Origin of the sequence: Agarivorans sp. 2_MG-2023 (assembly GCF_030548085.1) — a bacterium.
Lineage (GTDB): Bacteria > Pseudomonadota > Gammaproteobacteria > Enterobacterales > Celerinatantimonadaceae > Agarivorans.
Genome location: NZ_JAUORQ010000007.1, coordinates 98,207 through 111,443, shown reverse-complemented (window position 1 = coordinate 111,443; position 13,237 = coordinate 98,207). Strand labels below are relative to the sequence as shown.

At 46.1% G+C, this 13,237-nt stretch carries 13 protein-coding genes; 5 read left to right on the top strand and 8 right to left on the bottom strand.

Annotation, left to right across the window (positions count from 1 at the left end; all coding sequences use genetic code 11):
• Positions 1–12 precede the first annotated feature (12 nt).
• The 4 genes from trkA to def all read right to left on the bottom strand — a co-directional run bounded on the left by trkA (position 13) and on the right by def (position 4,256).
• Entirely contained in the window at positions 13–1,389 is a 1,377-nt protein-coding gene (gene trkA, locus Q4549_RS12185) for a Trk system potassium transporter TrkA (protein WP_303552112.1), read from the bottom strand.
• A 68-nt stretch (positions 1,390–1,457) separates the two neighbouring features.
• Entirely contained in the window at positions 1,458–2,780 is a 1,323-nt protein-coding gene (gene rsmB, locus Q4549_RS12180) for a 16S rRNA (cytosine(967)-C(5))-methyltransferase RsmB (protein ID WP_303552109.1), read from the bottom strand.
• Positions 2,773–3,729, bottom strand: a complete 957-nt coding sequence (gene fmt / locus Q4549_RS12175) for a methionyl-tRNA formyltransferase (RefSeq protein WP_303552106.1) — start codon at positions 3,727–3,729, stop codon at positions 2,773–2,775. Before fmt ends, rsmB begins: the two co-directional genes overlap by 8 nt.
• Positions 3,730–3,755: 26 nt before the next feature.
• Positions 3,756–4,256, bottom strand: coding sequence for a peptide deformylase (gene def / locus Q4549_RS12170; RefSeq protein WP_137672450.1), 501 nt, complete (start codon positions 4,254–4,256; stop codon positions 3,756–3,758).
• 101 nt (positions 4,257–4,357) lie between these two features.
• Between def and Q4549_RS12165 the strand changes: the two genes are divergently transcribed.
• From Q4549_RS12165 to Q4549_RS12145, 5 genes are all read left to right on the top strand, one after another.
• On the top strand, positions 4,358–5,434 hold the full coding sequence (locus tag Q4549_RS12165; protein ID WP_303514607.1) for a LysM peptidoglycan-binding domain-containing protein: 1,077 nt from the start codon (positions 4,358–4,360) through the stop codon (positions 5,432–5,434).
• Positions 5,435–6,538 carry a DNA-processing protein DprA gene (gene dprA / locus Q4549_RS12160; RefSeq protein ID WP_303552104.1) on the top strand — a complete coding sequence of 368 codons (1,104 nt, stop codon included), beginning with the start codon at positions 5,435–5,437 and terminating at the stop codon, positions 6,536–6,538.
• A 2-nt stretch (positions 6,539–6,540) separates the two neighbouring features.
• Positions 6,541–7,014, top strand: a complete 474-nt coding sequence (locus Q4549_RS12155; RefSeq protein WP_137672447.1) for a DUF494 family protein — start codon at positions 6,541–6,543, stop codon at positions 7,012–7,014.
• Between the two features lie 128 nt (positions 7,015–7,142).
• Complete coding sequence (locus tag Q4549_RS12150) at positions 7,143–7,721, top strand: type I DNA topoisomerase (protein WP_303514602.1); 579 nt, start codon at positions 7,143–7,145, stop codon at positions 7,719–7,721.
• Between the two features lie 135 nt (positions 7,722–7,856).
• Entirely contained in the window at positions 7,857–8,228 is a 372-nt protein-coding gene (locus tag Q4549_RS12145) for a hypothetical protein (protein ID WP_303552101.1), read from the top strand.
• A gap of 91 nt (positions 8,229–8,319) precedes the next feature.
• Here the strand turns inward: Q4549_RS12145 and glnG are convergent, their stop codons facing one another.
• The 4 genes from glnG to glnA all read right to left on the bottom strand — a co-directional run bounded on the left by glnG (position 8,320) and on the right by glnA (position 12,926).
• Entirely contained in the window at positions 8,320–9,729 is a 1,410-nt protein-coding gene (gene glnG, locus Q4549_RS12140; RefSeq protein ID WP_137672444.1) for a nitrogen regulation protein NR(I), read from the bottom strand.
• Positions 9,730–9,741: 12 nt separating this feature from the next.
• Positions 9,742–10,797, bottom strand: a complete 1,056-nt coding sequence (glnL, locus tag Q4549_RS12135) for a nitrogen regulation protein NR(II) (protein ID WP_137672610.1) — start codon at positions 10,795–10,797, stop codon at positions 9,742–9,744.
• 75 nt (positions 10,798–10,872) lie between these two features.
• Positions 10,873–11,415 carry a DUF4124 domain-containing protein gene (locus tag Q4549_RS12130; protein ID WP_303514596.1) on the bottom strand — a complete coding sequence of 181 codons (543 nt, stop codon included), beginning with the start codon at positions 11,413–11,415 and terminating at the stop codon, positions 10,873–10,875.
• 104 nt (positions 11,416–11,519) lie between these two features.
• Positions 11,520–12,926: a glutamate--ammonia ligase gene (glnA, locus tag Q4549_RS12125; RefSeq protein WP_137672442.1), complete on the bottom strand. Its 1,407-nt coding sequence runs from the start codon at positions 12,924–12,926 to the stop codon at positions 11,520–11,522.
• Positions 12,927–13,237: the final 311 nt, after the last annotated feature.

Genomic DNA, 13,237 nt, shown 5'->3' with positions numbered 1-13,237 from the left:
GTGAAATTTAGCCTACAGGAAGAATGGGCTAGGTTGGAATAAACGCTCTACTTCAGGGATAAATTTCTTATCCACTAAAAACATCACCACGTGATCGTCTTGTTCAATAACAGTATGGTCGTGGGCAATAATGACTTCGTTCCCCCGCATTACTGCGCCAATGGTGGTGCCTGGAGGAAGTTTTAGATCGCCTACGCTGCGCCCGACCACTTTCGACGTGTTGCTATCGCCATGGGCAATCGCTTCAATCGCTTCTGCTGCGCCGCGTCGTAGCGAATACACGTTAACGATATCGGCGCGACGTACATGAGTGAGTAGCGCTGAGATGGTGGCTTGCTGAGGAGAAATGGCGATGTCGATGGTGCCGCCTTGCACTAATTCAACATAAGCGCCTCGTTGAATCAGCACCATCACCTTTTTAGCGCCCATGCGCTTAGCGAGCATGGCCGACATAATATTGGCTTCATCGTCGTTGGTTACCGCAATAAATACGTCAACTTGCTCAATGTTTTCTTCGCTCAGTAACTCTTGGTCTGAGGCGTCACCACAAAACACAATAGTATTGTTGAGCATTTCAGCCAGTTGTTCGGCGCGGCGTTGGTTTCGTTCAATCAGTTTAACGCTGTATTGGCTTTCTAGGCGCTTCGCGAGCGCTGCACCAATATTTCCCCCGCCTACAATCATTAAACGGCGATAGGGCTTCTCAAGCTTCTGCAGCTCGGCCATCACCTTACGAATGTGGTCACTGGCGGCAACAAAAAACACTTCATCATCGGCTTCAATCACCGTAGTGCCCTGAGGGCGAATGGCTCGACCTTGACGAAAAATAGCCGCCACACGGGTTTCGATATCGGGCATGTGGTCACGCAATACCGATAAGGCATTACCCACTAACGGGCCGCCGTAATAGGCTTTAATCGCCACCAAACCCACTCGGCCACGAGCAAATTGCATCACTTGCAAAGCGCCGGGGTAGTCAATTAAGCGGCTGATGTAGTCGGTTACCAGCTGTTCAGGCGCAATGAGATGATCCAGCGGCACTGCTTCGTTGCAGAATAGCGCGTCTTTCTCCGCGAGTAATTCTTCTGAGCGGATCCGTGCGACTTTGTTTGGGGTATTGAACAGAGTATACGCTATTTGGCAGGCTGCCATGTTGGTTTCGTCGCTGTTGGTGACTGCCACTAACATGTCAGCATCGTGAGCCCCTGCTTCGCGCAACACGCTAGGGTGGGCGGCATGGCCAAATACTACCTGTAAATCAAACTTATCTTGCAGCTCACGAAGGCGGTCTTGATTGGTGTCTACCAGGGTAATGTCTGATTTCTCACCCACTAAGTTTTCCGCTAGCGTGCCGCCTACTTGGCCCGCTCCAAGAATAATGATTTTCATTTGCTAACAATACCTTAAGCGTTTATTGCTATTTTTTAGTGTTACCGTTGTAAACGGTAAAGGCAAGCTTAACTGAGGCTTTTACGCAAACGCGCATAATAAAAACCATCCATGTTATTGTCGCCGGGTAAAAGTTGCCAACCGGGTTGTTCGGCTGTTTCATCAGGGTTAATTGGAATTAACTCTGCATCCTCAGTTTGTTGCAAAAAGGCGGCAATTTGCTGGCTATTTTCATCGGGCAATACCGAACAAGTGGCGTACAACATGATGCCGCCGGGTTTCAGTTCGTGCCACAGTGCCTGCAAAATCTCTTTTTGTAGCTTCACTAGCTCGGCGATATCGGCTTCTCGGCGCAACCATTTAATGTCTGGGTGGCGGCGAATAACCCCTGTGGCCGAACAAGGGGCGTCTAATAAAATGCGATCGAAAGGCTGTTTGTTCCACTCTTCAGGCTTACTGGCATCGGCGCAATGCAAAGTGGCCTTTAAGCCAATTCGCTCTAGGTTTTCGGTAACTCTATTGAGGCGCGTTTGCTCAGTATCTACTGCTACCAATTCGCTTAACTCGGGTTGTAGTTCCAAAATATGGCAAGTCTTTCCTCCAGGAGCTGCGCAGGCATCAAGCACTCTTTCACCGGCTTGTGCGTCTAGCAGGCTGGCGGCCATTTGCGCAGCGCCATCTTGAACTGAGGAGGCACCTTCAGCAAAGTTAGGAAGCTTGAATACGGCTTGCGCTTTTTCTAAACATAGTGCTTGTTTAGCTAAATCAGAGGATTGGCTGGCTATTTCTAACTCGCTGAGCTGAGTCTTGTAGTCATCACGTTGGCCCTGTAAGGCATTTACCCTAATCCACATTGGTGCATGTTGGTTATTGGCGTCTAATATGTCTTGCCAGCGGTTTGGATAAGCGGCTTTTAAGCGTTTGGTTATCCAGCTTGGGTGGCAATATTGTAAGCTGTCGTTGGCGGTAAGTTGTGGCTCTAACTGCTCACGTTGACGTTCTGCGTTTCGCAATACACCATTCACCAGTTTTTTTAAACTATGCAGCTTTAGTTGGCCGGTAGCAGATACAGTTTCTGATACCGCTGCATGGGCCGGAACGCGCATATAAAACAGTTGGTACAAACCCACCATTAACAAGAAATGGCCATTGCGAATTTTGCCTTTTAAGGGCTTGTCCATGAGCTGCTGCAGCACCGATTCAAAGCGCGGCAACCAACGTAATACGCCAAAACATAGCTCTTTCACTAAGGCATGATCACGAGCGACTACTTGAGGCAGTACGCGTGGCAACATTTGACTCAGTGACTGACCTTGGTCAACCACTTGAAATAGAATGTTAGCCGCAGCGGCACGGGCATTAATTTGTTTTACTTGTGGCTGTTCAGCCATTTGCACTCTCCAATTGAGTACCTACTTCAAACCACTCTTTGCGCGAATTTAATACGTCAGCTGCAGAGAGCGCTTTTTTACCTGGGAGTTGGATCTGTTCTAAACGCAAGGCATCTTTGCCGGTGGCTATAGTAATGCCGTGTTTATTGGCGCTAATAATTGTACCCGGCACCTGATGGCTAGCGTCGGCTACTACACTGGCTTGCCATACTTTAATGTTCTGTTCAGCTAGCGTGAAATAACTCACTGGCCATGGATTAAATGCTCGAATGCAACGTTCGATAAACTCAGCATCTTGTTGCCAATCAATACAGGCTTCAGCTTTGCTCAGCTTTTTAGCGTAGTTAGCATCTGCATCATCTTGTGGTGTTGCAGTCAGTTCGCCTTTGGCGATGCCATCTACAGCTTTAATGAGAGATTGTGGGCCTACTTCAGCGAGCCTATCGTACAGTGAGGCGCTGGTTTCATCACTCGCTATCTCTATTTGCTCTAATAGCAACATGTCGCCAGTGTCTAAGCCAATGTCCATTTGCATAATGGTGACACCTGAGTGGCTATCGCCAGCCCAAATTGCGCGCTGGATTGGCGCAGCCCCGCGCCAGCGTGGCAGTAACGAGCCGTGTACGTTGATGCATCCCAAACGGGGCGTATCAAGGATGACTTGCGGTAACAATAAGCCATAAGCCACTACCACCATTAAATCGGCGTTAAGCGCTGCCAATTGCTGCTGAGCGTCTTCACTTTTGAAGTTTTCTGGTTGGAATACTTCAATATTGTGTTGCTCGGCGAGTTGCTTAACCGGGCTGGCTTGCAGCTTCTTGCCTCGGCCTGCTGGGCGATCGGGCTGCGTGTAAGCCGCAATCACTTGATGTTGACTATTGATAAGGGCTGAAAGGTGGCGCGCTGCAAAATCAGGCGTGCCAGCAAAGATGATCCGCAATGGCGTCATGCTGTTTTCCACAAATTGGTTAAGGCTTACTTGCGGCGAGCAAGTTTTTCTAGCTTGGTTTTTACCCGCTGGCGTTTAAGCGGCGACAAGTAATCGATAAACAACTTACCTTTTAGGTGGTCGAGTTCGTGCTGCACACAAATCGCCAGTAAACCTTCCGCTTCAAAAATTTGCTCATTGCCGTCGACATCCAAAGATTTAACTTTGATTTTTTCGGCTCTAGGCACTTGCGCGCGATACTCAGGAACAGACAAACATCCCTCTTCGTTAAGCGCGTCGCCGTCGGCTTCAATAATTTCTGGGTTTATTAGCGCAAGTCGTTGATCTCGCTCCTCAGAGACGTCGATTACAACAATTTGCTGATGAATGTTGACCTGTGTCGCAGCTAGGCCAACTCCTTCCTCTAGATACATGGTTTCAAACATGTTTTCGATTATAGTTCTAAGATTATCATCAATATTATTAACGGGTTGCGCTATAGTACGCAAACGCTCGTCTGGAAAACACAATACTTCGAGTACAGCCATAGCTTCTGTCTTTAATTAGGTTTTGGTAGATTGGTGGTAATTCTAGTCATTTATGTGACTAAAAAACAGCTTTGGATATAGGGATGTCGCTGGGAGACACTATGAAAGGGAAAAAATTAGTTTGGCTTTGGGCCTCTTTGTTGTTGTTAGTTGGAGGCGCAATTGCTGACACTTTAAAATTAAAGGAGGATTTTCCCGAAGTTTACGTTGTAAAAAAAGGTGATACTTTGTGGGACATTTCTGCTTTGTATCTACACTCTCCTTGGTTGTGGCCACGTTTATGGCAATTTAACCCGCAGGTAGAAAACCCACATTTAATCTATCCTGGTGATCGTTTATCACTGGTATATGAAAATGGCGAGCCACGTTTAGTGCGCAAACGCATTGTTAAAGTTACGCCAAAAGCGCGTATCGAAGAAAAAGCTCCTCCGATTCCAACGGTACCACTGGCTTCAATTAGTGCCTTTTTGACACATGACCATATTGTTGATGAAGATACCTTGAAAGGCGCTCCTTACGTACTAGGCGACAATGATGCGCAATCGCGTATTGCTATTGGCCGTGCCATGTATGCGCGTGGAGAAACCAAGCCTGGGCAGTATTACGGTATTTACCGTGTTGGTAACAAATACCGCGATCCGGAAACCAAAGAAGAGTTAGGCCAGATTCTTACCTTTATCGGTATTGGTGTATCTGAACGCAAACATGAAGATAACATTACTCAGTTTAAAGTCACTCAAGTACTAAAAGAGATTAACCAAGGCGACATCATGTTGGAGCTGCCTGACCAAGATCGCCTACCTGCTTACTTTGTTCCTAACAACAAGCAGATAGAAGAGAGTGGTTATATTATCTCTGCGGCAACCGATACCTCTGTAATGAGCCGCTACGATGTAGTGATTATTAACAAAGGGACTCGTGACAACGTGGCCCCAGGCGATATGTTTGCCGTGGCTCAGCCGGGTAAGGTGATGATTGATAAAGTTAAGCGTAAATCTTATGAAGATACGGCCAACCATTTTGACCGCATGTTTAATAACGACGAGCAACGCGTTAGCTTACCTAACGAAAAAGTCGGCGAGCTGATGGTATTTAAGTCTTATGAAAAACTAAGCTATGCCATTATTACTGATAGTAAAGTGATTCTTCGTCCTAACTATTTGGTGGAGAACCTATAGTTGCTACCGAGTTTATCGGTAGTTCAATATCTACTGCTTGCAGGTGTGCCGAGGTTTTCGGTACAGCGCCTGCAAGCGGCTTTATCTCATTGCTCCATTGACCAACTGCTCAGTGCTGATGAAACTCAGTTACAGGCTTGGCAATTTAGCCCGCAACAAATTTCTGCCCTTCGTCAACCCAATCGAGCTCGTATTAACTTAGCGCTAGCGTGGTTAGAACAAAGCGATTGCCACCTTATAGGCTGCTTTGATGCCTTATATCCAGAGTGTTTACGCAATATTCAGCGCCCACCGCTTTTACTGTTTGTGCGTGGTAATCCAGCGCTCTTAGCTCAACCTCAATTGGCGATGGTGGGAAGCCGTCATGCAGGTTTATCGGGGCTTAATCATGCAAAAGATTTTGCCCAGCAGTTGGCTCAGCAAGGATTAACTATTACCAGTGGCATGGCCTTAGGCATTGATGCTGCCGCACATAAAGGCGCGCTGTTGGCTAGGCCAGACGCTACCATTGCCGTGGTGGCTACAGGACTAGATAGGGTTTACCCGAAGCGACACCAGCAGCTAGCGCACGAGATTGTGCAGCAAGGCGCTATAGTGAGCGAGTTTTGGCCTGGTACAGCGGCTAAAGCGAATCACTTCCCTCGTCGTAATCGAATTATTAGCGGTTTAAGCCAAGCCGTGTTGGTGGTGCAAGCAGGCTTGCCGAGTGGTTCGCTGTTAACGGCTAATTATGCGGCGGAGCAAGGCCGCGATGTGTTCGCGGTACCGGGTTCAATAGACGACCCTTTACACGCAGGCTGCCACCATTTGATTCAGCAAGGAGCTAAATTGGTCACTTCTCCGGTCGATATAATGGAAGAGCTAGGCGGATTTGGCGGTCAAAGCCCATTGGCTTTACCCGCGGTGGAGCAAAATATACAGGAACAAGATTTGCCTTATCGTCAATTGTTGGATAACGTATCTTATGAGACGACGTCAATTGATGAACTCGTCTTAAGCACTCAACAACCTGTTGATGCTGTACTCGCTCAGTTAACTGAGCTTGAGATATTGGGTGTTGTGGCCGTTGTGCCAGGTGGTTACGTCAAGCTGAGGAGGAACTAACTATGTTTGATATCCTCATGTATCTATTCGAAACTTACATTCATAGTGATGTAGAGCTGTTGATGGATCACGATGAGCTCACAGAAGAGCTCAGTCGCGCAGGGTTTCATAAAGAAGAAATCTATAAGGCATTAGATTGGTTGGAGCAACTTGCTGCCCTGCAAGATAGCGACAAGCAGCCTTATTTAAATCCTTCTGAGATTCCCTCATTAAGGGTGTATACCACACCTGAAATTGCCAAATTAGACGTGTCTTGCCGAGGCTTTTTGTTGTTCCTTGAACAAATGAAAGTACTCAATGCAGAAACCCGTGAAATGGTAATTGACCGAGTGATGGAGCTAGATGGGCCAGAACTTGAACTGGAAGACTTAAAATGGATCATTTTAATGGTGCTGTTTAATGTTCCAGGTAGTGAATCGGCTTATCAACAAATGGAAGAACTATTATTCGATTTGGGTGATGGTCCACTGCATTAGGGCTTAAGTACACCGCTGCCAAGCGGTGTTACGCCAACTTATCATCTCGATAGAGCTTTGCTTGCGTCGAATCAATAGCCTATTGGCGCTATTTTGTTATGCTTAGCAAAGTTCAACGAGGTGTAAGCATGTCTAAGATTGATCCTAAATTATTTTCCGCACACGAGCACGCCTTAGAAAAAGAATACGATGTTTGCCCCAAATGTGGTGGCGAGCTGCAACATCGCAATAGCAAATCGGGCCCCTTCTTAGGGTGTAGCCAATATCCAAGTTGTGACTACAGCCGAGCATTGCACCAACAAGATCATTCGCTAGAGAAAGTACTGCCTGGAACTGAATGCCCTAAATGTGGTGAGGAGCTGATGCTACGCCAAGGGCGTTACGGCATGTTTATTGGTTGTAGCGCGTTTCCAAGTTGTCAGCACATTGAGTCAGCACAACCGCAAGCAGAAAGCGCCCCCGAGATTACTTGCCCCTCTTGCAACAAAGGTAAGCTTGCTTCTCGCCAATCACGTTTTGGTAAAACCTTTTATGCCTGTAACGCCTATCCTAAATGTTCATATGCAGTAAATGATCAGCCCATCGCTAAGCCTTGCCCTGATTGTGGTTGGAAGTTATTAGTACTGAAGAAAACTGCAGCAGGAAAGCGAGAAGTGTGCCCGCAAAAATCTTGTTCTTACAAAAGCGCGCCTCTAGTTGAGTTATAAGTTTTAGTGTTCTGAACTTTAGGAAATAGCTCTTAATAGAGATAAGTTGCCTATAATCGAAGAAGCTTCGATTGAGCAGGTAGAAAAACTAAAGTGATAATAGATAACTTTTATACTTTACGAACAGACCAACAAGTGATGATTATTAGTATTATTGGCTCTTGGGACGTGAAGACTGCTGAGGCATTTATTAAGGACTATAAAGCCTACGCTAATGGCTTGTGCCATGACAATTGGGCTCACTTCGTTTACTTTGATGACTGGACCTTGGCCGTCCCAGAAGTTGAACCATTAATCCATGAGATGCTGGAATGGGCGATAATGCGAAATATGACTCATTCGGTACGTATCTACAAAAAAAACACATTAAAAGACTATCAACTGCAAAGGATGATAGGGCAGCAGCCAGAAGATCATATTAATCGCAATTTTTCTTCAGCAGCAGAAGGTTTTGAGTTTTTAGCTGAAAATGGCTTTACAGTAGGGCAAGCCTCAATCGTTGCCTAAGTGGTGGCAAAGTCTCTTATGATTTTTTCTATTCGCTTTTTTTTAGTAAAGCTTAACCAACGCGGTTAAGCTTTACTCGGCATGCTGCAACTTAAGCTTCAACATCTAGCTCTTTTAACTTGCGAGTTAGGGTGTTTCGGCCCCAGCCTAATAATCGAGCGGCCTCTTGCTTGTGGCCATGAGTATGCTCAAGTGCTGTGGTAAGCATGATGCGTTCAAAGTCTGGCATGGCTTCACCTAATATATCAATTTGCCCAGATACCAATTGCTGAGACACCCAACTTTTGAGTAGTGAGCGCCAGTTAGTATCGGCACTTTCCCCTTGCTCGGTAATAACTGGTTGGCTTAACTCTGGCGGTAAGTCTGCTGGTAATACTTCTTGACCGCTAGCCATCACCGTTAACCAGCGACAAACGTTTTCTAGCTGCCTTACATTACCAGGCCAAGCCAGTTGCATCATAAAGCGCTGAGTGTCTTTGTGTAGCAGTTTACTTTCTACATTCAGCTCTTTGGCGGCAATTTCTAAAAAGTGTTTGCCTAATGCGGGAATATCTTCACGGCGTTCACACAATGAAGGTAAATGAATACGAATCACGTTTAAGCGGTGGAATAAATCTTCACGGAAATCACCTTCAGCCACTTTTTTCTCTAAGTTCTGGTGAGTGGCTGCAATTATTCTTACATCCACCTGTACTGGAGAATGACCGCCAACCCGGTAAAACTGCCCGTCTGCTAATACCCGTAATAAACGGGTTTGAATGTCTAAGGGCATGTCACCAATTTCATCAAGAAATAGGGTTCCGCCATTAGCTTGTTCAAAGCGACCGTGGCGAATATTGTTGGCGCCGGTAAATGCACCTTTCTCATGGCCAAACAACTCAGATTCAATCAAGTCCTTTGGAATGGCTGCCATGTTAAGCGCAATAAAGCTGCCGCTGGCGCGTGGGCTATGTTTATGTAGGGCATGTGCAACAAGTTCTTTACCAGTACCCGATTGGCCATTAATAAGCACTGAGATACTGGAGCGCGATAAGCGACCAATCGCTCGAAACACCTCTTGCATAGCAGGTGCTTCACCAATAATTTCGGGTGCTGGAGAGCTAGGTTTGTTATTTGCCTTGCTGCCTTTTTGCTCCCTAGAAACGGTGACCGCACGCTCGGTTAGCGAAACGGCTTCGTCAATATCAAAGGGTTTTGGTAAATATTCAAATGCACCACGTTGGTAGGCATTTACCGCGCTATCCAAATCCGAATGGGCGGTCATGATAATCACCGGCATTTCTGGGAAATGGCTTTGAATTTTTTCCAGTAGGCTTAATCCGTCCATGCCTGGCATACGAATATCTGAAATGACTACGTCAGGTTGTTCATAGTCTAATTGCTGTAGCATCATTTCGCCGTCAGCAAAGCTTAGGCAATCATAGCCTGCCGTTTTTAACGCTTTTTCTAACACCCACCGAATAGAGCTGTCGTCGTCAACGACCCATATAGTTGCTGCCATGTTAGTACATCCTTAACGTCGTAGTGGAAGGTGAATGGTGAACTCGGTATGTCCTGGCCAGCTGGCGCATTCAATCTTCCCTTTATGCTGATTTATTAAATTCTGTGCGATTGATAAACCTAAACCTGTACCGCCTTCACGCCCGGTTACCATGGGGTAAAACAGGGTATCGAGTAGTTCAGTAGGTATCCCCGGGCCGTTATCTATAATTTTGATTTCTGCGGCCAGCTTAAAACGCTGCCCGGCAATTGTTGCTTGATGGGCGGTGCGGGTAACTATGTCTATCTTGCCACCACTTTCGCCCAGAGCTTGCACAGCGTTTTGTACAATATTGAGAAAGGCTTGTAAGAGCTGCTCGTGATCCATTTCAAAATCTGGAATGCTTGGATCGTAGTCTCGCTCAACACTTATCCCTGAAGGCAAATCAAGTTTGACCAACTGACGGACCTTTTCGAGTACCGAATGCACGTTGTGTAGCTCATGTAAGCCAGGGCGCTGTGGCCCTAACAAGCGATCGACCAGTTTTCGCAGCCGATCGGCTTGCTCAATGATAATGCCGGTGAATTCTTTGAGTTCTGGATTAACTAGCTCTTTTTCGAGCAACTGTGCCGCGCCGCGCAGCCCGCCTAACGGGTTTTTAATTTCATGGGCTAAGCCACGAACTAATTCTTTTGCGGCTTGTTGCTGGGCGTGTTGGTATAACTCTTGGGAAATTTTCTTCTGTTGGCCGATAGCGCGCATTTCTAGCATCAATAAGTTGTATTGCTGACTATTAATGCGCGTGGCCGAGAGCTCGACTAATGCATGGTGGCTATCAAACACTAAGGTCACTTCGTTATCGGTAAAGCTCTGTCCAGAGCTACACACGCTGCCAAGCTTGCTTAGGTCTAGAGAGCTGTGTTTAACCTGCATGGCAAGCGGCTCGTCAATAAGCCGCTTGGCACTTTGCCCGAGTAACTGTTCGGCAGAAGCGTTTACGTATTGAATTTTTAACTCAGCATCAAGCAGCACGATGGCGGTAACTTGATTTTCCAATACTAAACGTTCTAAGCCAGAGATCTCTAACACTACTCTCTCCTGAATGCGCGCACCAAGTTGGTGCTTCTGCACTGAGTTTAACCTCAAAAGGCAGAGAGTTGCTAGTTAGCCTCCCCCTGCTGCAGCTGCTCCAGCGCCAAATGCGTTAGCGCGGTGCAAAAATACGGTAATGGGTTTAGACGATGCAATTTCCTTGCCCGAATCATCAACCAACTGCACATGAATAGTATGAGCACCACGATCAATATTGGTGAGGTTAAAGCTCCCCATTTTAGTGATTTGCCCTTGGGGTACACCATCAAGCACCAACTTGTAGCCCATGCTATTTAACGGCAGTGGCGTAGTGGTTGCTGTAATCGAAATTTTGCCTTCGTTGTCGCGAATGGTTTGTTCATGACTTGGGCTGGTGATTTGTACTTGATACTTAACTGGTTTTTGTTTCTTTTTCAGGGGCGTACGCGGAGTTGCCAAGGGGCCATCGGTGGCTGGCGGAGCAACGTCTACCTGTAGTTCGGTAGCGCCAACTTGGGGGCGATCTGAAAAGTGGGTGATGCCATTCTCATCTACCCATTGGTAAATAGTGTCGGCGGCTTGAACACTTACTAGTCCGAAACTGATAAAAAAAATGATAGCAAACCATTTGCTCATTGATAATTCCTCCATTCAACCTGCTAACGGTGGGCAAAAACCTATTGAAAAGCAATAAAAAAACCCGCTTTAAAGCGGGTTTTTTAAGCTGTGTAACGTTTTGTTTATACGCTGTAGTACAATTCGAACTCAACTGGGTGAGTTGTCATGTTGATGCGTTCAACGTCAGCTGATTTCAATGCGATGTAAGAATCGATGTAATCGTTGCTGAATACGCCGCCAGCAGTTAAGAATTCACGGTCTGCATCTAGGCAAGCTAGTGCATTCTCAAGTGAGGTCGCCACTTGTGGAATTTCAGCCGCTTCTTCTGCAGGTAGGTCGTATAAATCCTTGTCCATAGCATCGCCAGGGTGGATTTTGTTTTTGATCCCGTCAAGGCCAGCCATCAACATTGCAGAGAATGCTAAGTATGGGTTAGCTGTTGGGTCAGGGAAACGTACTTCGATACGACGCGCTTTAGGCGAAGGTACTACTGGAATACGGATAGAAGCAGAACGGTTACGTGCTGAGTAAGCTAGCATAACTGGCGCTTCGAAACCTGGTACCAAACGCTTGTAAGAGTTGGTAGATGCGTTAGCAAAAGCGTTAATCGCTTTAGCGTGCTTGATGATACCGCCAATGTAGAACAATGCAGTTTCAGATAGGCCACCATATAGGTCACCAGCAAACAAGTTTTCGCCGTCTTTCCAAATTGATTGGTGAACGTGCATACCGCTACCGTTATCACCAACAACTGGCTTAGGCATGAAAGTCGCTGTCTTACCGTAAGCGTGAGCTACGTTGTGAACAACATACTTAAGAACTTGAGTTTCATCAGCTTTTTCAACAATTGAGTTGAATAAAGTGGCGATTTCGTTCTGACCAGCTGTTGCTACTTCGTGGTGGTGCGCTTCAACAGTTTGACCCATTTCTTCAAGTACTAAACACATTGCTGAGCGTAGGTCTTGTGAAGAATCAACTGGTGCTACTGGGAAGTAACCGCCTTTAACGCCAGGACGGTGACCAGTGTTACCGTCTTCAAAATGCTTGTCTGAGTTCCAAGACGCTTCATCAGCATCAATTTTGTACATAGAACCTGACATGTCAGTTTTGTACTTAACGTCATCAAACAAGAAGAACTCTGGCTCAGGACCGAAGTATGCAGAATCTGCAATACCGGTAGAACGCATGTATTCTTCAGCGCGCTTAGCTACAGAGCGTGGGTCACGGTCGTAACCTTGCATAGTTGCTGGCTCAAGAATGTCACAACGAAGGTTTAGAGTGTTTTCTTCTGTGAACGGGTCTAGTACTGCAGTCGCAGGATCAGGCATTAATACCATGTCTGATTCGTTAATGCCTTTCCAGCCTGAAATAGAAGAACCATCAAACATTTTGCCGTCGGTGAAGAAATCTTCGTCAACCTGGTGAGATGGAATAGATACGTGTTGCTCTTTACCTTTAGTATCGGTAAAGCGTAAGTCAACAAATTTAACCTCTTGCTCTTTAAGCAAAGCTAAAACTTCTGCAGACATGTTTTTAACCTCCGGTGTCATCAAAATTGATGGTTCAATCGATTTAATAGTATTTATAACGAATTAACGCTGTTGTGTTGCTTGAAGCTAAAACTGTGCCAACACATAAGATATTGATATATATGGTTGTTATGGGAAGGGGCATCAATTTAGTGCAATGCGATGCACTTTTGTGGTGCTGTTCTTGTCCATTTTGGTGCGTTAAGTTTCTAGCCGCACTTATCATACCCTAAGTGGGTAGGAGAAAAACCGTGATCAACTTAAAACTATGAGAAGTTGTCGTTTATATGTACAATAGCGCACTTTTTACT